The organism is Micromonospora sp. CPCC 205558, from assembly GCF_036902955.1.
Taxonomy (GTDB): domain Bacteria; phylum Actinomycetota; class Actinomycetes; order Mycobacteriales; family Micromonosporaceae; genus Micromonospora.
This window is the reverse complement of record NZ_JBAKHR010000024.1, coordinates 36,202-61,517: the sequence shown is the minus strand read 5'-3', so window position 1 is coordinate 61,517 and position 25,316 is coordinate 36,202. Positions and strand designations below refer to the sequence as shown.

General features: G+C 73.0%; 19 protein-coding genes. 12 read left to right on the top strand and 7 right to left on the bottom strand.

Annotated features, from left to right (window positions below; translation table 11 throughout):
* Positions 1-37: 37 nt before the first annotated feature.
* Complete coding sequence (locus V6U86_RS24200; RefSeq protein ID WP_334506795.1) at positions 38-3,652, bottom strand: hypothetical protein; 3,615 nt, start codon at positions 3,650-3,652, stop codon at positions 38-40.
* A gap of 165 nt (positions 3,653-3,817) precedes the next feature.
* A complete protein-coding gene (locus V6U86_RS24195) occupies positions 3,818-4,627 on the bottom strand; it encodes a DNA-formamidopyrimidine glycosylase family protein (RefSeq protein WP_334506793.1) in 810 nt (269 codons plus the stop codon).
* A gap of 109 nt (positions 4,628-4,736) precedes the next feature.
* Between V6U86_RS24195 and V6U86_RS24190 the strand changes: the two genes are divergently transcribed.
* Complete coding sequence (locus tag V6U86_RS24190) at positions 4,737-5,990, top strand: hypothetical protein (RefSeq protein ID WP_334506791.1); 1,254 nt, start codon at positions 4,737-4,739, stop codon at positions 5,988-5,990.
* 33 nt (positions 5,991-6,023) lie between these two features.
* Here V6U86_RS24190 and V6U86_RS24185 read toward each other — a convergent pair whose 3' ends face one another.
* Complete coding sequence (locus tag V6U86_RS24185; RefSeq protein WP_030489441.1) at positions 6,024-6,266, bottom strand: CPCC family cysteine-rich protein; 243 nt, start codon at positions 6,264-6,266, stop codon at positions 6,024-6,026.
* A 25-nt stretch (positions 6,267-6,291) separates the two neighbouring features.
* Positions 6,292-6,903 carry an SAM hydrolase/SAM-dependent halogenase family protein gene (locus V6U86_RS24180; protein WP_334506788.1) on the bottom strand — a complete coding sequence of 204 codons (612 nt, stop codon included), beginning with the start codon at positions 6,901-6,903 and terminating at the stop codon, positions 6,292-6,294.
* 98 nt (positions 6,904-7,001) lie between these two features.
* Between V6U86_RS24180 and V6U86_RS24175 the strand changes: the two genes are divergently transcribed.
* On the top strand, positions 7,002-7,601 hold the full coding sequence (locus V6U86_RS24175) for a hypothetical protein (protein WP_334506786.1): 600 nt from the start codon (positions 7,002-7,004) through the stop codon (positions 7,599-7,601).
* A 218-nt stretch (positions 7,602-7,819) separates the two neighbouring features.
* Here V6U86_RS24175 and V6U86_RS24170 read toward each other — a convergent pair whose 3' ends face one another.
* The gene (locus tag V6U86_RS24170; protein WP_334506784.1) at positions 7,820-12,475 is read right to left on the bottom strand and encodes an ATP-dependent helicase; all 4,656 of its coding nucleotides are present in this window, start codon (positions 12,473-12,475) and stop codon (positions 7,820-7,822) included.
* Between the two features lie 177 nt (positions 12,476-12,652).
* On the opposite strand from V6U86_RS24170, the gene V6U86_RS24165 reads away from it, so the two are divergent.
* The 10 genes from V6U86_RS24165 (at position 12,653) to V6U86_RS24120 (ending at position 23,112) form a co-directional block, all read left to right on the top strand.
* The gene (locus V6U86_RS24165) at positions 12,653-13,039 is read left to right on the top strand and encodes a hypothetical protein (RefSeq protein ID WP_334506782.1); all 387 of its coding nucleotides are present in this window, start codon (positions 12,653-12,655) and stop codon (positions 13,037-13,039) included.
* A gap of 322 nt (positions 13,040-13,361) precedes the next feature.
* Complete coding sequence (locus V6U86_RS24160; protein WP_334506780.1) at positions 13,362-16,196, top strand: Na+/H+ antiporter subunit A; 2,835 nt, start codon at positions 13,362-13,364, stop codon at positions 16,194-16,196.
* Positions 16,196-16,675 (top strand): Na(+)/H(+) antiporter subunit C, encoded by a 480-nt coding sequence (locus V6U86_RS24155; protein WP_334506928.1) that lies wholly within the window; start codon positions 16,196-16,198, stop codon positions 16,673-16,675. Before V6U86_RS24160 ends, V6U86_RS24155 begins: the two co-directional genes overlap by 1 nt.
* On the top strand, positions 16,675-18,180 hold the full coding sequence (locus V6U86_RS24150; protein ID WP_334506778.1) for a Na+/H+ antiporter subunit D: 1,506 nt from the start codon (positions 16,675-16,677) through the stop codon (positions 18,178-18,180). Before V6U86_RS24155 ends, V6U86_RS24150 begins: the two co-directional genes overlap by 1 nt.
* Positions 18,177-18,788: a Na+/H+ antiporter subunit E gene (locus tag V6U86_RS24145; RefSeq protein ID WP_334506776.1), complete on the top strand. Its 612-nt coding sequence runs from the start codon at positions 18,177-18,179 to the stop codon at positions 18,786-18,788. The genes V6U86_RS24150 and V6U86_RS24145 overlap by 4 nt, the downstream gene beginning before the upstream one ends.
* Entirely contained in the window at positions 18,785-19,048 is a 264-nt protein-coding gene (locus tag V6U86_RS24140; RefSeq protein ID WP_334506774.1) for a monovalent cation/H+ antiporter complex subunit F, read from the top strand. The genes V6U86_RS24145 and V6U86_RS24140 overlap by 4 nt, the downstream gene beginning before the upstream one ends.
* Positions 19,048-19,407: a monovalent cation/H(+) antiporter subunit G gene (mnhG, locus tag V6U86_RS24135; protein WP_334506926.1), complete on the top strand. Its 360-nt coding sequence runs from the start codon at positions 19,048-19,050 to the stop codon at positions 19,405-19,407. Before V6U86_RS24140 ends, mnhG begins: the two co-directional genes overlap by 1 nt.
* A 181-nt stretch (positions 19,408-19,588) precedes the next feature.
* Positions 19,589-20,944: a hemolysin family protein gene (locus V6U86_RS24130; protein WP_334506772.1), complete on the top strand. Its 1,356-nt coding sequence runs from the start codon at positions 19,589-19,591 to the stop codon at positions 20,942-20,944.
* On the top strand, positions 20,941-22,005 hold the full coding sequence (locus V6U86_RS24125; protein WP_334506770.1) for a hemolysin family protein: 1,065 nt from the start codon (positions 20,941-20,943) through the stop codon (positions 22,003-22,005). The genes V6U86_RS24130 and V6U86_RS24125 overlap by 4 nt, the downstream gene beginning before the upstream one ends.
* Before the next feature lie 177 nt (positions 22,006-22,182).
* Entirely contained in the window at positions 22,183-23,112 is a 930-nt protein-coding gene (locus V6U86_RS24120) for a sporulation protein (protein ID WP_334506924.1), read from the top strand.
* A 273-nt stretch (positions 23,113-23,385) separates the two neighbouring features.
* Here the strand turns inward: V6U86_RS24120 and leuE are convergent, their stop codons facing one another.
* Both leuE and V6U86_RS24110 read right to left on the bottom strand, forming a co-directional pair.
* Complete coding sequence (leuE, locus tag V6U86_RS24115; protein WP_334506922.1) at positions 23,386-24,057, bottom strand: leucine efflux protein LeuE; 672 nt, start codon at positions 24,055-24,057, stop codon at positions 23,386-23,388.
* Complete coding sequence (locus tag V6U86_RS24110) at positions 24,057-25,301, bottom strand: bifunctional pyridoxamine 5'-phosphate oxidase family protein/GNAT family N-acetyltransferase (RefSeq protein ID WP_334506768.1); 1,245 nt, start codon at positions 25,299-25,301, stop codon at positions 24,057-24,059. The genes leuE and V6U86_RS24110 overlap by 1 nt, the downstream gene beginning before the upstream one ends.
* Between the last annotated feature and the right edge of the window lie 15 nt (positions 25,302-25,316).

Sequence of the window (25,316 nt, the reverse complement as noted above, 5' to 3'; positions counted from 1 at the left end):
GGGCCACCCCCGGGACCGCGCGCCGACCTCGGGCCGGTCACGGTGGTGTCGTCACCACGACCGGCCCGGTGTACGGCGAGGTGCCAACGACGTTGAACGACCGGATCCGGTAGTGGTAGGTGACGCCCCGGGCCAGCCCCGTGTTGGTGAACCCGCGACCGGTCACCGTGAAGGTGGCCACCTCCTGGTCGAAGGCCGGGTCGAGGGCCCGCTGCACGGTGAACCCGGACCCCGGGCCGCCGGGGGTGCTCGCCGCCCACGCCAGGGTCACCGTCGCGGTGTCCGGCCCCGGAGCGCTGGCGGCGGCGCTCACCCCGCTGGGGGTGCCCGGCGCGGGTGGTGAGGTCACCGTGGCGACCGTCGACCACGCCGAGGCGGCGCCAAGGTAGGTGGTCCGCACTCGGTAGTAGTACGTGGTGTTCGGTGCGACGGTCGCGTCCAGGTGGTTGTCGCCGACCCCGATCGCCGTGGTGCCCGGGCCGCTGGTGAACGTCGGGTTGGTGGCCCGTTGCACGTCGATGCCGGTGGCGAACGACCGGTTCGTCCAGCGCAGCGCCACCCGCAGGGGCGCGGCCGGCGGGAGCGTCGCCACCAGACCGCTCGGCGCGGCCAGGTGCACCGAGGCGGGCACCCCGTTCGACCAGGATGAGTAGCTGACCGCGTTCTCCGCCCGGATCCGGTAGTGGTAGGTCACCCCGGGGGTGACTGTCGCGTCGGTGTACCGGGTGGCGGCGGCCGCGACGGTGATCGTGGTGACCTCGCCGCCGAAGGTCACGTCGGTCGCCCGTTGCAGCAGGTGGCTGGTGGCGGGTGGTCGCCCGCCGTTGCTGGTCCAGGCCAGCGCGATCGCGGGTAGCGCGGTGGCCGAGCCGGGCACCGGGGTGGCGGTCAGCCCGGTCGGGGCCTTCGGCGCCACCCGCAGCACCAACGGTCGGGTCATCCCACCGTCGCGATGGCCGGCGAGTTGGCTGTGCCAGCGGTACTCCCAGCCCAGGTTGACCAGTTGGTTGACCATAGTGGCGGGTCGCCCGTCGGCTGGGCTGATCGGTGTCGAGCCGGTCCGCGCTCCGGCCGGGCGACAGGGGTCGAGCAGCCGGACGCTGTCGCCCAGCTTGAACGGCAACACCGGGGCGACCGGGCGCAGCGCCACCACCACGTCCTCCCGGGGGTTGACCCGGACGATTCCCTTCCAGCCCAACTCCGTGCCGTGCGGAAGTCGCAGCGTGCCGTCCCAGCCAACCCGGTTGATCACCTGCAGGTCGCAGCCGCCGACCTGCAACGGCTCGGTCTGCCGGACGTTGCCACTGATCCGCCAGAGCTGTGTGCCGTCGGTGGGGCCGCCCACCGGCACGGCGGTGTCGGTCGCGAAGAGGACCTCGGTGACCGGGTCGGTGGCACCGAGCGGCAGCGCGTTCTGGTGGAGCGGCCCGGCGTGCGGGTGCCCGACGCCGAGCCGGCCGGCCAGCCGACCGTGGTCCGGCTCGAAGATCTGTTGCGCGGCCTTGACCGCGATGGGCAGGGTCACCGGGCCGGTGCCGGCGGTCGGCGTGAACGTCACGGTGGTGGCGTGCACCGGCACCGTCGTCTGCGCCGCCGTCCGGGTGCCGAACGCCGGGTCGTACGCCGGTTGCGGGACGATCGGCGGGCGCTGGCTGGCCGCGTACGCCTGGGGTAGCCGTTCGCGCAGCCGGTTCAGGTCGTACGGCGGCGCGGGCGTCCCGCCGACCCGGAACTGGAGCAGGGTGCGGGTGTTCGGGCCGTACCCCGGTTCGGTCGGCGGCGGGCCGCCCTCGGCGCTGCGGTCCGGGGCGTCGGTGTGCTGGTCGTAGCGGGGGTCGAAGCCGGGCAGTGGGGCCGGAGCGTCGTTGTACAGGATCAGCGTGGTGCCCGGTGGCACAGCGGAGAAGTCGACGAGCACGTCGGCCCGCTCGCCCGGGGCGAGGAGCAGCGTGTGCCCGTCGACGTTCAGCACTGTCGGGTCGAGCCGGTCGTACCGGTAGCCGATCGGTCGGTTCGGCAGCACCACCGGCGCCGGCAGGAGGCCGCCCTCGTTGCCGATCTGGATGAACTCCGGGCCGGCGGCGTTCGGGTCCGGCACACCGCCGTCGCGTCCGTCGGTCGGCCACCCCGCCGGACGGTCCGCCGCGCGCGCGGCGGGCACCATCGGCACCTCACCGGCGTCGGGGTCGGTGAGCGCGCCGTCGGCCGTCCACATCGCCGCGTCGGAGCGGGCGCGGTAGAGCTGGAGGTTGAGGCTGCGGTCCAGGCAGGCGTTGAGGATCCGGAACCGGTACGCGCGCGGCCGCACCTCCAGGTACGGGTAGGCGACGCCGTTGACGAGCGGGGTGTCGCCGTACGCCTCGGGGACTGCCGACGGGTGCGGCACGTCGGGGTTCAGCGGCGGCTCCTCCGGGGCGCCGACCGGGTCGTGGTGCGGGTTCGGCACCCAGCCGTCGGCGTGGGCGTCGTGCGGGGCGCAGTTGCGGGTCCAGGGGCCGTAGTCCCACCGGCCGGTGGGGTTGCGTCCGCCGGACCGGTAGGGGTTCTGCCGGGGTTGGTAGACGTGCGGGTGCCAGAGGCTTCCTCGGGCGCCCCAGCGTTCCCGGTCCCAGGTCGGGTCCTCGGCGGCGAGTTGGGTGTCGTCCGGAACGAACGTCTTGTCCTCGATCACCAGGGGCACCTGGTCGGTCGGCAGCACCGCGTCGGCGATGAGCTGGTCCTCGGCCGGGTCGGTGAGCAGGTAGAGCGCGAGCTGTCCGGCGTAGACGGTGAGTCGGGCCAGGCCGAGGGTGTTGTCGTGGAACCACAGCAGCCGGCCGCTCTGCTCGTTCGGGAAGTAGAGGGTGGTGGCCCCGACGCCGGGCGCCGGCATGTCCGGCACGTGGGCCAGGCCGGGTCCGGTCGGGTACGGGGTGATCTCCCCGGCCGGGGTGATCCACTGACCCGGGTTGCCCGCGCTGGTCCAGCCGGTCTGCGCCCCGGCCAGGTGCAGCACGGCTCGGTTCTGCGGGTAGGGCGCCGGCCCGTCCAGCGGGCCGAGGCCAGCCCCCTCGACCGTGTCGTCGACCGGCAGGAACAGCTCGCCGGCCCGGCCGGTGGGGAGTTGGTTGATGAACTTCACCCGGACCGGTCGACCTCGACGGGCGAGGATCATCGGCCCGAGGTGCCAGGGGCGCTCCGGCGGCACCAGCGTGTTGTGTCCGGCCGGGTCGGTGCCCAGGTTGAGTTGCCGGTAGCCGCGCAGTCGGGTGGCTGGCAGGTCCCGGTGCAGCCGCTGGGCGTACTCCTGGAGGCCGATCTCGTAGTAGTCGCAGCCCGGATAGCTGATCGTGTCCGGTGCTGCCACCGGCAGTTGGCTGCCGAGATCGCCGCGGCCCGGCTGGCCGGGCAGGGGCAGCGGGTCGACGAACTTGCGCAGCCCGGTCGCGGCTGCCACCTGCCCGTCGGGGTCCCGGGTCGGGCGTGGGCTGTGGGCGAAGTTCGGCACGGGGCCGAAGTAGCGGGGCACGACGGCCGGGTCCAGGCTCGGTGTCGCAACGGCCTCCTCTGCGGTACGCGCGGCCGGCACGGACGCCACCCGGCCGTCGGCGGCGTCGGTGTCGCGGGTGGCCCGTTCGAAGAAGGTGGAGCGGAGTCTGCGGAACATCGCCATGACTCTCCCCGGTTCGGGGCGCGAGGTCCGCCACCCCGGCGTGGGGAACCTCGGCACTCTGCTGACGGTCGGTGAGCGCTCAATCGCAGCATGCGACTCCGGCGGCCGGATAGGAATTACCCAATCGTCCGTTTCTGCGATGGGTTTCGTTCGGCGAGGGCCCGGTCAGCCGGACGGCGGCGGACCCGGGCGCTCGGGCTGGCAGACCGGGCACCAGTAGGTGACCCGTTCGCCCAGTTCCTCCTTGCGGATCGCGGTGCCGCAGCGGCGGCAGGGCTGGGCGCGGCGGCCGTACACATAACTGGTCTGCCCCCGACGCAGCGAGCCGGTGCTGCTCTGCGTCCACCGACCACGGTTGGCGGCGAGCAGCCGCTGTGCGAGAGCCACCAGGCCCGGCAGATCGGGCACCCCGCCGACCGGGGTCCACGGTGACACGCCACGCAGGAACAGCACCTCGCACTTGTAGAGGTTGCCCACGCCGGCCAGGTTGCGCTGGTCCAGCAGCGCCTCGCCGATGGTCTGCTCCGGGTGGTCGGTGAGCCGACGGACCGCCTCGGCCGGGTCCCAGTCCGACCCGAGCAGGTCGGGGCCGAGGTGGCCGACCAGTTGCTCCTCGTCGGCGGTCGGCACCAGGGCCAGGTCGTGCAGGTGGTAGCCGACAGCGACAGCGCCGGCGCTGCGCAGCACCGCCCGGATCAGGTGCGCGGGTCGGCCGCTCCAGCGTCCCCCCGGGGCGTACGCCCGCCAGGCGCCGTCCATCCGCAGGTGGGAGTGCAGGGTCCAGTGCTCCTCGGTGGGGGCGCTGAGTCGCAGCAGCAGGTGCTTGCCCCGGCTGGCCGACTCGCGAACGGTCCAGCCGGTGAGCTCCGTGGTCGCCAGTTGCGGCACCCGGAAGTCACTGTCGGTGATCCGCGCGCCGGCCAGCGCGCGGTGCAGCACGCGCGCGGTGTTCCAGACGGTGTCGCCTTCGGGCACCCTGCCATCCTCCCCCGGTCGAACGAGATTCGCATGTGTCGCTATTTGTACTCAGGTTCCTCATGATCTCCTGACATGCGAAGGTCAGGGGGTTCTGAGGAGAATGCCCATGACGCGACCGCGTTGTCCTATCCCATCCGTCGCCCTCATCGCCACCCTCTGCCTCCTGCTCACCGCAGCGCTCCTGCCCGCCACCGGCAACGTCCCGGCCACACCCAGCGCACCGATCGCCCTCGTCGCCGCCGCACCCGGGGACGAACGATGGAACGCCGACCTCACCATCGTCGACCGCGACGACGTCAACGTCCGGCGTACCACCGCAGGCCTACGTCTACGCGAGGCCCGGCCCACCGGGCGCGGCGCCCGCAGCCCGCACAGCGCGGTCGCCGAGGGGATGCTGCTGACCGCTCCCCGCACCCTCGCCCGGCCGGCCACCCGGGTCCGCGCCGAGATCAACGCCGCGGTCCCGACCGGGGCGACGGTGGAGGCGCAGGTCCGCGGCTGGCGGGCCGCCGGCTGGACGGAGTGGCGGGCCGCCGGCGCGGTCTTCGACCGGCCGGTCACCCGGGTGCAGATCCGGGTGGTGCTCACCGCCCCCGATCGTGGCGCGACGGCGACCGTACGGGGCGTGCGGCTCACCGCCGACGCGAACGCCGCCGTGTCCGCCGCCACGCCCGGCCGCACCTACCGGGTGTACGCCACCCGCATCGGACTGGTCGGTGAACTGACCGCCAACGGCCGTACCGTGCAACCCCGGGACCACTTCGCGGCGCTGCCGTCGCGGCGCGGTCTCTCCCCGCTCAACACCGGCGACTACACCGTGCGGGTCTGCACCACCAGCGGTTCCCGCTGCGAATACGCCCCGGTCTGGGACGTCGGGCCGTGGAATACCCGCGACGACTACTGGAACCCCTCATCGGTGCGGGAGAACTGGAAGAACCTGCCGCAGGGGCGGCCCGAGGCGCAGGCCGCGTACCAGTCCGGCTACAACGGCGGGCGGGACCAGTTCGGGCGGATCGTGCTCAACCCGGCCGGCATCGACCTGGCCGACGGCACGTTCTGGGACGGGCTGCGGCTGACCACCAACGCCTGGGTGGACGTCGCCTACCTGTGGACCGGAGGCGGGCCGCGCGGCGTGGTCGGTGACGGGCCGCTCAACATCCGCACCGGGGCCAGCACGTCGTACGCGGTCCGTGGTCTCGCCGCCCGGCTGGCCCACGTGCCGATCCAGTGCTACGTCACCGGCCAGTCCGTCGCCGGCCCCTACCGCACCACCACCCGCTGGAACCGCCTGGCCAGCGGCCAGTACGTCAGCCACGCGTACATCTCCAGCGTGTACGGCGGCAGCGTGCCGGCCTGCTGAGCCACGCCCACCCCGTCGGGCGCCGCGCCAGCGTCAGGGGCGCTCGTCGGGGCGAGCCGTCCGCACCATGTCCTGGTAGCGCGGGTGGCTGGCACCGTAGACGGCGTAGTTGAGACGGGCGTGCGAGAGGCTCAGGTCGCCGTTGGGGCCACCCCGGACGGCGTCGGCGTCGGCGTCGGTCTGGCCGTCGTCGGTCCAGAAACAGACGGGGCAGGTCCCCCCGCCGGTCCGGGATGCACAGCAGGGACAGCCCACGGGAACCACATGCTCACCCACCGGAGAAGCATTCCACAGTCGAACATCAGCCCGATACCCGCAGGAGGTCCCCCGGAGACGCCGCGAGGAGGTCCGCGGCCCGCCCGCCGTTGACCGCGACCGCGACCAGATCGGCCGAGTCGACGTACGTCACCAGCTGACCCGCCGGGGCGTCACCGAAGGTCCGTCCACGCACCGCCGTATGGGCCGGTGCCGTTCCCGGCGGCCCCACCCGGAGCGTGGCCGGCAGCGAATCGAGCAGCTCGGCCGGTGCGGCCAGTTGGACGTTGCCGAAGTGGTCCACGGTCAGCACCTCGGCGGTGAATCCGTCGGCGTCCCGGGTCACCGTCGGCGTCGGCAGCCGCACCAGCCCGGCCGGGTCGACCAGCAGCCCGCCCGGGGCGGCCAGCGCGACCCCCCGCCGGGCGGTGCCCACGCCCGGGTCCACCACCGCCACGTGCACCCCCACCGGCAGGTACGGCACGGTCTGCGCCAGCACGGCGGCACCCCGCCGGACATCTCCCGGCGGAACCAGGTGGGTCACGTCGATCACCCGGGCGGTCGGCGCGATCCGGGCGACGACCCCGTGACAGGCGGCCACGAAGCCGTCGGTGAGGCCGTAGTCGGTGGTCAGCGAGATCCAGGGCACAGCGGACATGCCCGCAGGCTAGTAGAACCGGGTGCTGACGGATTCGGGACAGCGCAGTGGCCGACCGGCCCCTCCCGCCGCCGGATGCCGTTGGGCAGACTGCCCTGGTGACAATTCGGAGCCTGCCCGCCGTCGGAATCCTGCTGGTCGCCGTAGCCGTCACCGCCGGCTGCGGCGGTGGCGACACCGATCCGTCGAGCGCGGCCCCCACCGCATCGTCGTCCTCGGCCGCGGCGGCGACCGCTCTGCCGAGCGCGCCGACGCCCTCGGCGGCTCCGCCCAGCGTCAGCGGTGCCGCGTCGCCGGCGGCCCCGCCGGCAGCGCCCCCGTCCGTCGCCCCGGAGGGGCCCACACAGCGCCGGCCGGCCAGCCCACCGCCGGTGGTGCTGCCCCAGCGCCCGACGGGTGCGCCCGGGGCGACCCAGGTCGTCAACGCGTTCAAGGCCGCCGGCCTGAAGGTGTCGCACCCGAAGGACCGCTCGGTCGACTGTGGGCCGGACGGCCTCGGCCTGGGCTGCTCCGAGCTGATCGCCACCGACGCCGTCACCGTGTACGTCTTTCCCGACGAGACCAGCGCCAGCGACATCGCCGAGACGTGGGGCGGCCAGTCGTACCGACGCGGTGCGGTGGTGCTCAACTACCTTGAGGCGAAGACCCCGGCCGCCGACCGGTCCCGCTACGAGAAGGTGCTCAACGGCCTGGGCTGAGACCTGGCGTGGCCGAAGCATGTCGCTCTCTTGACTGTGATGTCTGTGAGTCATCGTGATGACTCACAGACATCAGGCTCTGTGCGGGATTGCCCTCGATGGGGCCCTGGCTGGCTGGTTGGGGGCATCGGGCATCAATCGGCGCGTGCGCTCGTCCGCGTTGCGCCGACGGGCAGCCGCGCAAGCCCGGCCCACAGGGGTGGTCCGGAGTTGGCGGGTCAGCCGCGCAGGCGTAGGCCACGGGGGGTGGCCCGGAAGCCGGCAGCGGTCAGCGCGTCCCGCAACGGCGAGGAGTGCACCGCCTCGCCGTCGGCCCGCTCCACCGACATCGCGCCCAACGCCCCGGAGTGGACGGCGTCGGCGAGGGCCTTGCCGGCCGCGGCGAGCATGTCGGTGTCGTCGCTGAAGGAGAGCAGCGTCCGGCCGCCGCGTTCGACGTAGAGGACGAGGTCACCGCCGACCTGCACCACCAGGGCGCCTGCCTTGCGGCCGGCCCGGTGCCCGGTCGCCGGGGTGGCCCCGTCGCCGGAGTCGACCACCCGTTCCGGCCAGGGCAGCGCCGCGCCGTACGGGTTGGCCGGGTCGGTCGCGGCGAGCACTGTGGCCACCGCGCCCCGCCCCCGGGCACCGTCGGTCGGCTCGGCCAGCGCGCGCAGCCGGTCCACCGCACCGGGTACGGCGAACTGCGCGGCGCCGAGCCCCTCGACGAAGTAACCCCGGCGGGCCGCGCCGCGCTCCTCCAGCGCGGACAGCACCGGGTAGACCGCCGAGAACCCGCCGACCACCTGCTCGGCCATCACCGCGCCCCGGGTGACCACCCCGTGCCGCTCCAGCAGTAGGTCGGCGAGCGCGGCGGCCCGACGGGTCGGGTCGAGGTCCCGGTCGGGGAGACGTGACCAGCGGCCGGCGACCGTCGGCGGGCCACCGCGGGTCGGCAGCGCCACCCGACCGGGCCGCCGGTAACGGGTGCGGGGCGCGGACGGCCGGGAGCGGTGGGCGCCGCCAGCGCCGAGCACCGCCCGCAGCGGGGCGAGGGTGTCGTTGCTGAGGTGCCCCGCCCAGACCAGATCCCAGATCACCCCGGTCAGCGCGGCGTCGTCGGTCGAACCGACCCGGTCGGCCAGTGCGCGGAAGAACAGCGCCTGCCCGTCGCCGAGTGCGTCGAGCACCGCTTCGTGCAGCGGGGTGCGGGTCAACGCCTCGTCGGGCGGCGGGAGCAGCAGCGGCGCGGTGTCCGCGTACGCCAGGGTGACCCAGCCGTCGCCCCCGGAGATCGCGCCCGACCCCGCCCAGAGCACCTCCCCGCTCGCGCACAGCTCGTCGAGCTGGGCGGGGGAGTAGTCCGCGACCCGGGCGGGCAGCACCAACCGCTCCAGGGCGGACGCCGGCACCGCCGCACCCTGCAACTGCTCCACCGTGGCGGCGAGCGCCTCCACCCCTCGGGAGGACGAGCCGACCTGCTGCCAGCGGGGCAGGAACGCGGCCAGCGCCCGGGGTGGCACCGGCTCGATCTCCCGGCGCAGCGCCGCGAGCGAGCGGCGGCGCAGCATCCGCAGCACCTCGGCGTCACACCACTGGGCGCCGGCCGAATCGGGGGTGAACTCCCCGGAGACCACCCGCCCGGTCGCACCGAGCCGGCGCAGCGCCTGCTCGACGACGAACACACCGAGCCCGAACCGGGCCGCGCAGCTGGCCGCGGCGAACGGCCCGTGGGTGCGGGCGTAGCGGGCCACCAGGTCACCGAGCGGATCGGCCACCGGGGCGAGGTACGCCTCGGCCACCCCCATCGGCAGCGCCACGCCGAGGGCGTCACGCAGGCGGGCGGCGTCCTCGACGCCCACCCAGCGCTGCTCGCCCGCGATCCGGACCCGCAGCACCCGGCGGGTCGCCTCCAGCTCGCCGAGCCAGGTCTGCGGCACACCCCGCTCGGTCAACTCGGCGTCGCTCAGGTCACCGAGCACCCGCAGCAGCTCGACGACGTCCTCGGCGTCGCGGGGGCGGCGCTGCTCGGTCAGCCACCGCAGCTGCCGGTCGGTCTCGGTGAGCACCGCCGGGTCGAGCAACTCCCGTAGGTCGACCCGGCCGAGCAACTCGCCGAGGAGCGTGGAATCGAGGGCCAGCGCGGCGGCGCGGCGCTCGGCGAGCGGGGCGTCACCCTCGTAGAGGAACGCGCCGACGTAGCCGAAGAGCAGCGACCGCGCGAACGGGGACGGCGCGCTGGTCTCCACCTCGACCAGCCGCACCTTGCGGGTGGCCAGGTCGCGCATCAGCCCGGCCAGCGCCGGCTGGTCGAAGACGTCCTGAAGGCACTCCCGGGCCGCCTCCAGGGTGACCGGGAAGTCCGCGTACTCGCGGGCGACGTCGAGCAGCTGCGCGGCGCGTTGCCGTTGCTGCCAGAGCGGCTGGCGGCGGCGCGGGTCGCGGCGCGGCAACAGCAGTGACCGGGCGGCGCACTCCCGGAAACGGGCGGCGAAGAGGGCGGAGGTGCCGACCGACTCCTCCACCAGCTGGGTGATCTCGTCGGGCTCGAAGACCACCACGTCGGCCCCGGGAGGCTCGTCGGCGGTGTCCGGAAGTCGCACCACGATGCCGTCGTCGGAGGGCATCACCTGGGCGTCCACCCCGTACCGTTCGGCCAGCCGGCGACCCACCGCGAGGGCCCAGGGCCCGTTGACCCGGGCGCCGAGCACGCTGTGCACGGCCAGCCGCCAGTCGCCCAGCTCGTCGCGGAACCGCTCGACCACGACAGTGCGGTCGTCGGGCAGCGAGCGGGTGGCCTCCCGCTGCTCGCGCAGGTAGGCCATCAGGTTGCCGGCGGCCCAGTCGTCCAGCCCACCGTCGCGCAGCGCGGTCAGGGCCGCCTCGTCGGTCTGTCGCAGCAGGGTGCGCACCCGGGCACCGATGGCCCGGCCCAGCTCCACCGGCCGGCCCAGCTGGTCGCCCTTCCAGAACGGCATGCGCGCGGCCTGACCGGGTGCGGGCGAGACCAGCACCCGGTCAGGAGTGATCTCCTCGATCCGCCAGGAGGACGAGCCGAGCAGGAAGACGTCACCGACCCGGGACTCGTAGACCATCTCCTCGTCCAGCTCGCCGACCCGGGCGGCCCGCTCGGCCCCGGCCAGGAAGACCCCGAACAGGCCCCGGTCGGGGATGGTGCCGCCGCTGGTCACCGCGAGTCGCTGCGCGCCGGGGCGGCCGGTGAGCAGGTCGGTGGCCCGGTCCCAGACCAGTCGGGGGCGCAGCTCGGCGAAGGCGGTGGACGGGTAGCGGCCGGAAAGCATGTCCAGCACGGCGTGCAGCGCCGAGTCGGGCAGCTCGGCGAAGGGTGCGGCCCGGCGGACCAGCACGGCCAGGTCGCCCAGCGCCCACGGCTCCAGCGCCACCATCGCGACGATCTGCTGGGCCAGCACGTCCAGTGGGTTGCGCGGGTAGTGCAGCTCCTCGATCGCGCCGTCGGTCATCCGTTCGGCGACGACCGCGCAGGAGAGCAGGTCGCCGCGGTGCTTGGGGAAGACCACCCCGCGGGAGACCGCACCCACCTGGTGCCCGGCCCGGCCGACCCGTTGCAGCCCGGCGGCCACGCTCGGCGGCGCCTCGATCTGCACCACCAGGTCGACCGCGCCCATGTCGATGCCCAGCTCCAGGCTGGAGGTGGCCACCACCGCCGGGAGCTGGCCCGACTTGAGCGCCTCCTCGATGTGCTTGCGCTCCTCGCGGGAGACGCTGCCGTGGTGGGCGCGGGCGATCACGGGTGCCGCGCCTGCGGCCGCGCCGGACTGAGCCATCACCTCGGCCGGCGGCCGGTTGCGCAGCGGACCGGCCGGGCCACCCCAGAGCTGCGCGTCGGACGCCGGGCCGTCGTCGCCCGCCGGCAACCCCTCGGGTACGCCGATCGCGCCCTCGTCCGACGCGGACGCGGCCACCGCCTCGGCAGCCAGCTCGTTGAGCCGGGCGCAGAGGCGCTCGGCGCTGCGGCGGGAGTTGGTGAAGACGATTGTCGAGCGGTGCTGCCCGATGAGGGTGAAGACCCGCTCCTCCACGGCCGGCCAGATCGAGGCCCGGCGCGGACCGGGGCCGCCGAGGTCGTCCTCCGGCGGCTGTTCCTGCTCGTCCAGGCGGGTCATGTCCTCCACCGGGACCTGCACGCTGACCTCGATGGTCTTCGGAGTGGCCGGCTGCACCACGTCGACCGGGCGGGCGCCGCCGAGGAACTGCGCGCAGGCGTCGATCGGCCGGACGGTGGCCGAGAGGCCGATGCGCTGCGCCGGGGCGGGCAGCAGCTCGTCGAGGCGTTCGAGGGAGAGGGCGAGGTGGGCGCCCCGTTTGCTGCCGGCCACCGCGTGCACCTCGTCGACGATCACCGTCTGGACGCCGCGCAGCGAATCGCGAGCCGCGGACGTGAGCAGCAGGAACAGCGACTCGGGGGTGGTGATGAGGATGTCGGGCGGGGTGCGGGCGAAGGCTCGCCGCTCGTCGGCGGGAGTGTCGCCGGTGCGCATGCCGACGGTGATGTCGGGCGGTGCGACGCCCAGCCGGGTGGCCGCCTGCCGGATGCCGGCCAGCGGGGCGCGCAGGTTGCGCTCCACGTCGACGGCGAGAGCCTTGAGAGGGCTGACGTAGAGCACGCGGCACCGCTGGCGAGCCTCGGTCGGGGCTGGCTCGCGGGCGAGTCGGTCCAGTGACCAGAGGAAGGCGGCGAGCGTCTTGCCGGAGCCGGTGGGCGCCACCACCAGCGCGTTGCGACCGGCGGCGACCGACCGCCAGGCGCCGGTCTGCGCGGCGGTCGGGGCGGCGAAAGCGTTGTCGAACCAGGCGCGGGTGGCCGGCCCGAACCCGGAGAGCACCGCGCCGGCGTCTGCGTCTGCCCCGGTCACCGGTCCATCGTGCCCCGCCGGTCTGACATCTACGAGTGCCTCACAGCGGAATGGGCAGGCAAATGGCAAAAAGCGTGGAACGTGCGCTTAATACGTTAAGTCTCACTTAACTGCTTGCTTCTGAGGAGCAACATAAAGTAACTTCACTCGCAACGCGAACCGGGGTGAGGGGATCTGATGACCGGCGAGCAGCACACCGTCGAACCGGGCACCGACGTGCTGATTCGCAAGGTCGACAGCCATCTCGCCGCGCTCCGCGCCGGCCTGCACGGCCCCGAGCTCGAGCTCGCCGAACGTCTCGCCCGCTGCCTGCGTGAGTTGGTCCTCTGCACCGCCCAGGCCAGCGCCGCCGATCGGGGTCAGGTCCGCGTTGCCGTGCACTATTTCGTGCTGCGTCGCGAGAGCCGTGGTCGCTTGCTCTCGGTGCGATCGCTGACCGCCGCGGAACGCGTGGTCGACCGGGTCGCCCGCCAACTCGGCCGCCCCGACCTGCTGGCCGACCTGCGCCGCGACCGCCCCGCAACCGACGACGCGCAACCCCTCAACAACGCCCTCCTAACCTGACACCCCACCCCACCCCACCCCACCCCACTCGCCCCCCCCGCCCCGCCCCGCCCCCACCCCCCACCCCACCCCACCCCCCTCGCCTCCCGCGATCTTGCACTTGCTGTCGCGGCAAAGGGGACATTCCGTGCAGTTCGACAGCCGAAACTGCAAGATCGGCGCGAGCGGGGAGGTTGCGCGGCCGGGGCTGAGGGCTTGGGTGGGGGTTTGGGCTGGCGGGCGAATTCTGGCAAAACCGGCACGGTGAGGGACGAACTGGCGTCTGATCGCTGCTAGACGCCACCGCTGCCACGGGCGTCGGCCATGTCGATCGGGAGCGCGGGTGCTGGTACTGCTCATCCTCCATTTCGTGGCGGCCCTCGCCGCGCCCCTGCTCGTCCGCTGGTGGGGTCCGCGCGCGTGCTACCCGCTGGCGCTCGCGCCGGCCGCCGCGTTCTGCTGGGCGCTGGCCCGCACCCCGGCCGTCGGCGGTGGCGGGGCGGTGGTCGAGACGTACCCGTGGATCCGGCAGTTGGGCCTCGACATCGCGTTCCGGCTCACCACGCTGTCCTGGCTGATGACGCTGCTGATCGGCGGCGTCGGCGCGCTGGTGCTGGTCTACAGCGCCCGCTACTTCAGCGCCGGTTCCATCGGGCTGGCACAGTTCGCCGCTGTCCTGGTCGCCTTCGCCGGCGCGATGCTCGTCCTGGTCTTCGCCGACGACCTGCTGCTGCTCTACGTCGGCTGGGAGCTGACCACGATCTTCTCGTACCTGCTGATCGGGCACAGCACCGAACGGCGGTCCAGTCGTTGGGCGGCGGCGCAGGCGTTGACCGTCACCACGCTGGGCGGGCTCGCCATGCTGGTCGGCTTCATCATGCTGGGGGAGCACGCCGGCAGCTACCGCTGGTCGGAGATCAGCGCACAGCCGCTACCCGGCGGCGGGTACCTGGTGGGCGCCGTGCTGCTGATCCTGGCCGGCGCGCTGTCCAAGTCGGCGGTGCTGCCGTTCAGCTCGTGGCTGCCGGTCGCGATGGCGGCACCCACACCGGTCAGCGCCTACCTGCACGCCGCCGCCATGGTCAAGGCCGGTGTCTACCTGGTCGGGCTGCTCGCACCGGTGCTCGCCACGGTCGGCCCGTGGCGGCCGTTGGTGCAGGTCGCCGGCGTGGCGACCATGCTGCTCGGCGGTTGGGCCGCGCTGCGCCAGACCGACCTCAAGCTGCTACTGGCGTACGGGACGGTCAGTCAGCTCGGCCTGCTGGTCGCGGTGACCGGCTCGGGCACGCCGGACGCCGCGCTGGCCGGCACCGCGATGCTGCTGGCACACGCCCTGTTCAAGGCGGCGCTGTTCCTCGTCGTCGGCATCATCGACCACAGTGCCGGCACCCGTGACCTGCGCGAGTTGTCCGGGCTGCGGCACTGGTCCCGGCCGCTGTTCGTGGTGGCCGTGCTGGCCGCCGCATCGATGGCCGGGGTGCCGCCGCTGGTCGGCTTCGTGGCCAAGGAGGCGGTGTTCGCGGCGTTCACCGACCAACCGATCCTCCTCACCGGCCTGGTCGCCGGGACGGTGCTCACCGTCGCGTACAGCGCCCGCGTCCTCTGGGGCGCGTTCGCCGACCGGCCGGGCGTGGCGCCGGTCCCGCCGGGGTCGATCGCCGCGTCGCTGCTGATTCCGCCCGCGGTGCTGGCCGGGGTCGGTCTGCTCGCCGGACCGGCCGCGAGCGTCCTGGACGACCTGCTGCGGCCGTACGCCGATCTGCTCGGCGGGGTCGACGCGCACCTGGCGCTCTGGGCCGGACCGACCCCGGCGCTCGGCCTGTCCGTACTGGCGCTCGTCGGCGGCGGCCTGCTCTTCGCCGTGCACGGGCCGCTCGCCCCGGTGCTGGCCCGACTGCGGTCGCCGGTGAGGGGAAACCAGGGGTACGAGTGGGTCGTGGGCCGGTTCGACCGGCTGGCCATCGATGTCACCAGCGCGACCCAGCGCGGCTCCCTGCCGCAGTATCTGGGCATCATCCTGGTCACCCTGGTGCTGGTGCCAGGCGCGGCGATGCTCTCCGCAGCCCCCTGGCGGGCGCGGATTCCGCTCTGGGACAGCCTGTTGCAACCGGTGGTCGTGTTGGTGATCACGGTGGCGGCGGTGCTGGCGGTCCGTGCCCGTCGCCGGCTGACCGCGATGTTGCTGGTGGGCGTGACCGGCTACGGCACGGCGATGCTCTTCGTGCTGCACGGGGCGCCCGATCTGGCGCTCACCCAGTTTCTGGTGGAGACGTCGACGATCGCGGTCTTCGTGCTGGTGCTGCGTCGCTTGCCGGAGCGGTTCTCGGCCCGCCCGCTGCGCCGTACCCGCTGGGTCCGTCGGGCGATCGGGGTGGCGGCCGGCGTGGTGGCCGCCGGGTTGGCCCTCACCGCCGTCGGCGCCCGCCGGGCGCCGAGCATCTCCGCCGCCTTCCCGGATCTGGCGGTGGCGCACGGGTACGGCCGCAACGTGGTCAACGTGACCCTGGTCGACATCCGGGCCTGGGACACGATGGGCGAGCTGGCGGTGCTGGTGGTGGCCGCGACCGGGGTGGCCAGCCTGATCTTCGAGCGCTCCCGCACCGGGCCGCGGCCGCGCCGGCCCGAGTCGGGCCAGCGGGTGAGTGGGCACGACCGGCCGGTGTGGCTGCGCGGTGGCCCCACCCTCCACGAGGAGCGCCGCTCGATCGTGTTGGAGGTGGTCATCCGGCTGATCTTCCACACCGTGGTGCTGTTCTCCCTGTTCCTGCTCTTCTCTGGGCACAACGCGCCGGGCGGCGGGTTCTCCGGCGGTCTGGTGGCGGGTCTCGCCCTGGTGGTCCGCTATCTGGCCGGCGGCCGGTACGAGCTGACCGAGGCGGTCCCGATCGGCGCCGGCCCGATTCTCGGCGCCGGGCTGGCCCTGGCGGTGGGCAGCGGCGTGATCGCCCTGCTGCTCGGTGGGTCGGTGCTGGAGAGCGCGAAGGTCGACCAGACGCTGCCAGTGGTCGGCGACACCCACCTGGTGACGTCGCTCTTCTTCGACATCGGCGTGTACCTGGTCGTGATCGGTCTGGTGCTGGACATCCTGCGCAGTCTCGGCGCCGAGGTGGACCGGCACATCGAGGCCACCGGAACGGCCACGGGTGAGCTGGCCGTAGACAAGGGAGACCGGGCGTGATGACGGGGAGCGACGCGGGGCCGACGTTGGTGCTGGTCCTGGCCGTCGCGGTGCTGGTCGGGTGCGGGGTGATCCTGCTGTTGGAGCGCAGCCTGACCCGGATCCTGCTCGGTGTGATCATGCTCGGCAACGGGGTGAACCTGTTGATCCTGTTGGGCGGCCGGTCGGGCGGGGCGCCGATCGTCGGCACGGGGCCGGTGCAGCGGATGAGTGACCCGTTGCCGCAGGCGATGGTGTTGACCTCCATCGTGATCACCTTCGGGTTCACCGCGTTCCTCCTCGCGGTGGCGTACCGCAGTTGGTATCTCTCCGGCGACGACGAGGTGCCCGACGACCTGGAGGACCGGCACATCATCCGCCGGGCCGGGCGCAACGAGGCGAGCGCTGTCGACCGCGGTGGGGAGGGCCCGAACGGTGACCCGGAACAGGTCGACCCCGAGCCGGCGCGCCGACGGTTACGCCACGGGGATGACGCGTGATGAGCGCGCTGGTGCCACTGCCGGTGGTGGTGCCACTGCTCGGTGCGGCGCTGACCCTGCTGCTGGCCGGGAATCCCCGACTCCAACGCGTGATCAGCGTGCTGTGCCTCGGTGGCACGCTGACCGTGGCTGTGTTGCTGCTGGTGCAGGCGTACCGGTTTGGGCCGGTGGTGGTGGCGGTCGGGGCGTGGCCGGCACCGGTCGGCATCGTCCTGGTGGCCGATCAACTCGCCGCGCTGATGCTGGTGGTGTCCTCGGCGGTGACCCTCTGCGTGCTGTTGTACTCGATCGGTCAGGGTCGCAGCGAGACGAGCGAGATCTCCCCGGTGTCGATCTTCCACCCGACGTACCTGGTGCTCACCGCTGGTGTCACCAACGCGTTCCTGGCGGGCGACCTGTTCAACCTCTTCGTCGGGTTCGAGATCCTGCTGGCGGCGAGCTTCGTGCTGATCACCCTGGGCGGCACCGAGGCCCGGATCCGGGCCGGCTCGACGTACGTGGTGGTCAGCATCCTCTCCTCGATGATCTTCCTGACCTCGGTGGGCCTGGTGTACGCGGCCACCGGCACACTCAACCTCGCCCAGCTCGCCCAGCGCCTCGACGACCTGCCCAGCGGCGTCCGGTTGGCCCTGGAGCTGATGTTGCTGCTGGCGTTCGCGATCAAGGCGGCGGTCTTCCCGCTGTCGGCCTGGCTACCGGACAGCTACCCCACCGCGCCGGCACCGGTCACGGCCGTCTTCGCGGGGCTGCTCACCAAGGTGGGCGTCTACGCGATCATCCGTACCGAGACGTTGCTGTTTCCCGGTGGGCAAGCCGACGTGCTGCTCATGGTCGTCGCCGGGCTGACCATGGTGATCGGCATCCTCGGTGCGGTGGCCCAGTCCGACCTGAAGCGACTCTTCTCGTTCACCCTGGTCAGTCACATCGGCTACATGATCTTCGGGGTGGCGTTGAGCACCGCCGCCGGGCTCTCCGGCGCGATCTTCTACGTGGTGCACCACATCACCATCCAGACCACGCTGTTTCTCGTCGCCGGCCTGGTCGAGGAGCGTGCCGGCAGCACCGACCTGCGCCGCATCGGCGGGCTGGCCCGGGTGGCGCCGCTGCTCGGTGTGCTCTTCTTCGTCCCGGCCATGAATCTCGCCGGAGTGCCACCGTTCTCCGGCTTCCTCGGCAAGATCGGTCTGCTCCAGGCCGGGGTGGCGGCCGGCGGGCCGCTGCCCGGCGTACTGGTCGCGGCGGGGACGCTGACCAGCCTGCTCACCCTGTACGTGGCGTCCCGGGTGTGGAACATCGCCTTCTGGCGGGCGCCCCGGCTGGCCACCAGCGCGCCGATCGTCCAGCTGCCGAAGCTGATGGTGGGCGCCACAGTGGCCCTGGTCGCCCTCGGGCTGGCGTTGACCGTGCTGGCCGGTCCACTCTTCGACGTCACCGCGGACGCGGCCGCGGACCTGCGTCTGCGCACCCCGTACGTCCGTGCCGTGTTGCCCGGCGGCGTGCCGTGACCGGCCCCCCTGAGCCGGCTCCCGACGCCCGCGGGCCTGCGATTGTGGGGCGCGGCCGGCTCGGGCGCCGGCGGGACCAGGCGGTGGCGCTCGGCTGGCTGGTGCTGGTCTGGATTCTGCTCTGGGGCGACATCACCTGGGCGAACCTGGTCGGTGGCCTGCTGGTGGGTGCGGCCGTGCTGGTGTTCTTCCCGCTGCCGGCGGTCAGCTTCGGTGGCCGGCTGCGACCACGGGCGCTGCTGGCGTTCGCGGGGCGGTTCGTCATCGAACTGGTCAGCGCGAGCCTGCACATCGCCCGGATCGCCGTGCAGCCCGGCTACCGGCCGCGCGGGGCGATCATCGGGGTCCGGTTGCGGGTGCCCACCGACCTGAGCCTGGCGCTCACCGCGGAGGCGGTCTCGCTGGTGCCGGGCACGCTGATCCTCGAGGTGGATCGGGACGCCGGAACGCTCTACCTGCACGTCCTGGACACCCATGGCCCGGCGGACCTGGACGTGGCCCGGGAACACACGCTCGCCGTCGAGCGGCGGATCATCCGGGCGGTGGGCTCCACCGCCGAACTGCGCCGCGTCGAGACCCCGTCACCGCAGAAGGGAACCCGCCCGTGACCACGTTGCTGGCCGTCGTCCTCACCGTGCTGTTGTCGGTCACCGCGCTGCTCGCGCTGGCCCGCCTCTACCTGGGCCCGTCGCTGGTGGACCGGGTGATCGCCGCGGACATGCTGCTCGCCACGATGGTCGGCGCGGTGGGCGCCGAGGCGGCGGTCAACCGGCACGCCACCACCCTGCCCGTGCTGGTGGTGCTCTCCCTGCTCGGCTTCGTCGGCTCGGTGGCGCTGGTCCGCTTCGCCGTCCGGGAGCAGCAGTGATCGCCACCATCGCGGACTGGCTCGGCGCCGGTTGTCTGGTGGCCGGCGCGCTGCTCAGCCTGGCCGCCGGGATCGGCGTGCTGCGCTTCCCGGACGCGCTGTCCCGGATGCACGCGGCCACCAAACCGCAGGTGCTCGGGGTGCTCCTGTTGCTGCTGGGCATCGCGTTGCGGCTGCGGACCCCGGCGGACCTGGGCATGATCCTGCTGGTGGCGGTCTTCCAGCTGTCGACCGCGCCGGTTGCGGCGCAGATGATCGGGCGGGCCGCGTACCGGTCGGGGCGGCTCGACCGGGGTCTGCTCGACACCGATGAGCTTGCCGAACGCGGACCAGGCCATGGGTCGGCGGGGCCGGCGTGACGGCCGGCGGCGTCCGCGTAACCGGACGATTCGCTCCTTCGGCCCACCCTCAGCGGAGTCCCAGTCAGCGCCGATAAAATGAAGGCATGATCGACTCTTCTGCCCAGGAGGGCAGCAGTAGCCAGCCGGGTCGTGCCCGGCATATCCCCGTACCGACGACCCCGGGAGCCCTGAGCGACCCGTGTTGATCGTCGTCGGTCTCCTTCTGATCATCATTCTCACTGCCGCCACCGGTTACTTCGTGGCGCAGGAGTTCGGCTACGTCGCCGTGGACCGGGGCAAGCTGCGCCAGCTCGCCGATGACGGCGATCAAGCCGCCGCCCGGGCCCTGACCGTCACCAGCCGGCTCTCCTTCATGCTCTCCGGCGCCCAACTCGGCATCACCGTGACCGCGCTGCTGGTCGGCTACGTCGCCGAGCCGTACCTGGGTGGTGGTCTCGCCGACCTGCTCGGCGTGGCCGGCGTCAGCGAGGCTGTCAGCCTGCCGATGTCGGTGGCGTTGGCCCTGGTCATCGCCACCATCGTGCAGATGGTCCTCGGTGAGCTGGCTCCGAAGAACCTGGCCATCGCCCGAGCCGAGCGACTGGCCCGGGCGCTGAGCCGATCCACCCTGATCTACCTGGCCGTCGCCGGGCCGCTGATCCGACTCTTCGACCGGGCATCGGTCCGGCTGCTGCGCCGCGTCGGTATCGAACCGATCGAGGAACTGCCCAGCGGTGCCACCCCGGCCGACCTGGAACAGATCATCGCCGAGTCCCGCGAGGAGGGCAGCCTCGACGCCGAGATGTCCACGCTGCTCGACCGAGGTCTGGACTTCCGCGAACTGACCGCCGGCGAGGCCATGGTGCCCCGCGTCGACGTGCACACCCTACGGGCGCACGAACCGGTGAGCCGCGTGGTCGAGCTGCTGGACACCGGCCACTCCCGTTTCCCGGTACGCGGTGCGGAGGGCGTCGACGACCTGCTCGGCATCGTCGGCATCGCCGACGTGCTCGGCGTACCCCCGGGGGAGCGGGCCACCACCCCGGTGAGCGCGGTGGCCGGGCCGCCGCTGCTCGTACCGGAGACGTTGCCCCTGCCCACGGTGCTCGACCGGCTACGGTCCGGGCACCGGCAGATGGCGTGCGTCGTCGACGAGTACGGCGGCTTCGCCGGCGTCATCACGCTGGAGGACATCGCCGAGGAGCTGGTCGGCCCGATCCGCGACGAGGACGACCCACCGGAGCGGGCACCGGCCCGGCAGGACGACGGGTCCTGGGTGGTGCCGGCCCGCTGGCGAATCGACGAGGTCGCCGACAGCACCGGCATCGCCCTGCCCGAGGCCCCGGAGTACGACACCCTGTCCGGGTTGGTGATGCGGGAGCTGGGTCGGGTTCCGGAGGTCGGTGACCGGCTGGAGATCAGCCTGCAACCCGAGGGAGCGGACGGCGAGGAGCACGAGGCGGAGCCTCGGGCCCTGGTCGAGGTGCTGGCCGTGGACCGGCACGTGGCCGACTCGGTGCGGTTGCAGCTGACCAAACCGGGGGTGACCGCATGAGCCCCGGAATCGCACTGTTCAGCTCGGTGATCCTGCTGGCGTTGAACGGGTTCTTCGTGGCCGCCGAGTTCGCCCTGGTGGCCAGCAAGCGCTACCGCCTGGAGCAGGCGGCGGCGAACGGTGGTCGGGCCGCGCGGGCGGCGCTCGACGGCGTCCGCGAACTGTCGCTGATGCTGGCCGGCGCGCAGCTCGGCATCACGCTGTGCACCCTGGGTCTCGGCGCGCTGGCCGAACCGGCGATCGAGCACCTGATCAGCCCGCTGCTGCACGCGGTGGGCCTACCGGACGCGGCGAGCCACCTGGTCAGCCTGATCTTCGCGCTGGCGCTGGTGACCTTCCTGCACCTGGTGGTGGGGGAGATGGCCCCGAAGTCGTGGGCGATCACCGACGCGGAGCGCTCGGCGACGCTGCTGGCGCTGCCGTTCCGTGCCTTCGCCCGGGTCTCCCGACCGGTGCTCTCCGCGCTGAACGCCCTGGCCAACGCGATCCTTCGGTTGGTCGGCGTCAACCAGCAGGACCAACTCGCCCAGGTGCACGGCCCGGACGAGCTGCGGATCCTGCTGGAGCAGTCCCGTGAGCACGGGCTGCTCGGTGCCGAGCAGCACCAACTGCTGACCAGCATGCTGGAGTTGCAGGGCACGTCGGTGGCGCAGGTGATGGAACCGTTCGCCACCATGGTCACCGTCCGCCGAAACGACCCGGCCGGGCGGATCGAAGAGGTCAGCCGCGACAGCGGCCGATCCCGGCTCGCGGTGCTCGACGAGGCGGGCGACGTGTGCGGCCTCGTGCACGTCCGGGAGGCGGTACGGGTGGTCACCACCGGCCGGGCCGCCACCGCCGGGGAGCTGATGACGCCCGCGTTCACCCTGCCCGCGACGTCTTCGGTCACCGAGGCGGTGGCGGCGATGCGGGCCCGGCAGTCGCAGCTCGCGTTGGTGCGCAACGGCGGCGGCCCGGCCCGGCCGATCGGCTTCGTCGCCCTGGAGGACCTCCTGGAGGAGGTCATCGGGGAGTTCGACGACGAAACCGACACGGTGCCACGCGGGCGGCGATTGCGATGAACCGGATGGGTGGTCACGTTCCGCCGACGTTGGGGTCACCCCGTGCCGGGTCCGCCGAAGTTTCGGTGACCTCGCGGGGGATCCGCGAGAGTGGAGGTGACCCTTGCGGCGGATCCGCAAGAGTTGAGGTGACCTCACGGGGGTGAGGTTGTGGAGCCTGACCTGGCGGAGGGCGCGGTGCGGTTGACGGGAGTGTCGCCGGAGTCCGCTGGGACCGGGCTCTCCGTGCAGACCACGCTCCCCAATCCGAGCACCCGCCCGGGCCTGCGCCTGCCCGGGCGGGTGACCCTGGCCGCCGGGCTCGAGGACGTGCTCGTCCGCCACATCCGGCTCGGCCTGGTGACCACTGTCGAGCCGGACGATCCGGCGGCACCGCGGCGGCTCATGCAGTTCCACCACCTGCCGATCGCCGGCCGGTTCGTCGTACCGGCCGGTCGGCGGCGGGCGGTCGACTTCGCGTTTCCGCTGCCGTGGGAGACCCCGGTGACCATCTTCGGCGGGGTGCCGCTGCTGAGCCTGCGGATGGGTCTGCGGACCGAGGTGTCGCTCGACCCCGACCTTGACCAGGGGGCCATGGTGCCGGTGTTCGTGCACCCGATCCCCACCCAGCAGCACGTGTTGGCGGCGCTGGACACGCTGGGCTTCATGATCCGCCAGTCCGGCTTGCAGGAGGGCGGGTTGCCGGGGGTGGAGCACACCCTGCCGTTGCACCAGCGCTGGGGCTACTGGGTGGGGCCGCTCTACGCCGGCCCGATCACCGAACTGGAGGTGATCTTCGTGACCAACTCGGCGGGCCTGGAGGCGATCCTCTGGATGGATCGCCGGCTGGCGCTGGCCGGAATCACGCACCAGAGCATCAGTCGATTCCGGATCTGGCACGAGGACGCCGACCGGCGGGACTGGGTCGCCACCGTGGACGGCTGGATCCGCCAGGCGATCAACCGGCACGCCGCCGCGGCCGCGCACGCCGACTGGTCCGCGCAGATCGCGGGGTCGGCGCACGTCAGCCGCCATCCCGACGAGCCGATCCGACCCGGTTACGGCCTGGGCGGCACCGCCGGCAGCGCCGGTGTGGGAGGCGGCGGCTCCGGCGGCGACGGCACCTGACCCGGCCCGACCCGCCCCGACCCGCCCAGCCCCGGCCCCGCCCAGCCCGGCGATCTTGCGTTTTGTGTGTGGACAAATATGGTGAAAGAACGCATCCCGGCAACCGAAAGTGCAAGATCGCGGCGGCGCTCGGTGCGGAGAGCGAGTTCGTGCGGGCGTCAGACGCAGGGCTTTGGCCGCCGGTGTCGATCATGGAGATGTGGTGGGCGCACCTTTTGCGAGGCACTGCAACTCCATGATCGACCCGTGTGGCGCGTCGACCTGTGCGGGGGGTCAGCCGGCGCTGGCGGTGGCCAGCTTGAGGCTGAAGGCCAGGAAGAGGGCGGCCACGGCGGTGGTGCCACCGGCCGCCAGGCGGCGGCGTTGGCGGAACTGGGTGGCCAGGAAGGTGCCCGCGAAGATCAACGCGGTCAGGTAGAGCGCGCTGGTCACCTGAGCGATCAGCCCGAGCAGCAGGAACGACAGCGCCGGCCAGGCGTAGCCGGGGTCGACGAACTGGATGAAGAACGAGATGAAGAACAGGATCGCCTTTGGATTCAGCAGGCTGATCACCAGCGCCTTGCGGAACGGGCTGCGCATCGCCGCCGGCTCCGCGGCGTCGATGAGCCGCGGCGTGCTCGGGTCGTTGCGGTCGCGCCAGCGTCGCACGGCGCCGAGCAGCATGGTCACCCCGACATAACCGAGGTACGCGGCACCGGCGTACTTGATCACCATGAACAGCGGCGGGTACGCCTTGAGCAGCGACGCCACCCCGGCGGCGGAGAGGAACATCAGCACCCCGTCGCCGACGAACACGCCACCGGCGGCCCGGTAGCCGACCGCGACGCCCCGCTTGGCCGCGGTGGAGAGCACGAAGAGTGAGTTCGGCCCGGGCAGCAGGATGATGGCCACGGTGCCCAGCACGTACGTCCAGATGTCGGTGATCCCCAGCACGCCCGCCATCATCACGCCGCCGGTGCCGTCCGCAGAAGTCTTTCCCGCAGCCTGGCCTGTGCGTTCGGCCACTCGTCGACGGTCATCGCGTACTGCACGGTGTCCCGCCAGGAGCCGTCCGGGCGTTGCCGGTGCATCCGCAGCACCCCTTCCCGGGTGGCGCCGAGCCGTTCGATCGCCGCCTGGGAGCGAACGTTGCGGATGTCGGTGTGCCAGGCGACCCGTACCGCGCCCAGGTCGTCGAAGGCCCGGCTGAGCAGCAGCAGCTTCGCCTCGGTGTTGATCCCGGTCCGCCACCAGGGCCGGCCGAGGAAGGTGTGCCCGATCGCCACCGCCCGCCGCTGCGGGTCGATGTCGTAGTAGGAGGTGCTGCCCACCACCGCCCCGGTCGCCGCGCACCGCTGCACCCAGGCCACCCGCTCGCCCCGGTGCTGGGCGGCCAGGGCGGTGCCGATCACCTCGGCGGTTTCGGCTGGTGCGGTGGGCGGCGCGACGCTGAGGTGCCGCCACACCTGCGGGTCCGCGGTGGCGGTGTGCAACTCGTCGGTGTGCGCCAACTCCAGCGGCTCCAGCCGAACGTGTTCGCCGTGCAACGGCACCGGGTCGTGCCAGGGCGTGCGGGGCGTCCGCAGGTACGCCGGCAGCGGCGCGGTGACGCCGGCGTCCGGCTCGGGCGCCCCGGCGGTCAGTCGCAGCGGCAGCACGCCGGCCCAGTGCGGCAGGTGCAGGTCGGCCTCGTCCTCGCGGACCCCGCCGGTGCGGGCCCGGACGGACACCTCACGCAGCGGCAGCGCCAGTACGGCGGTCTCGGCCAGCTCGCGACGGCTGGGCGGACGGGTGGCCGTGCTGCGTCCCGCGCCGACCTTCTCGACCAGCGCGGTGAGCATGGCGAGCTTCTCCCGCTCGTCGGTGACCAGTCGGGCGGTGCCGTGCGCGACGACCGAGCGGTAGTTGGCGCTGTGGTGGAACTGGGAGCGGGCGTAGACCAGCCCGTCGAGCAGTGTCACCGCGACGCAGACCGGCAGCCCGTCGTCGCCCCGGGCGGCGAGCAGCGGCCGACTGCCGGTGGAGCCGTGCAGGTAGAGCGTGTCGCCGATGCGGACGTGCAGGGTGGGCAGCACCCGGGGCTGGCCGTCGACGGTGAAGCTGAGCGCGCAGTCGTACGCCTCGTCGAGCACGGCGTGGGCGGCGGCGTGGTCGTAGCTCATCTTGTCGCGGGAACGGTGGGGTGTGGTCCGGGCGGTAGGTGGATACATGCGCGCGCCCCTTTG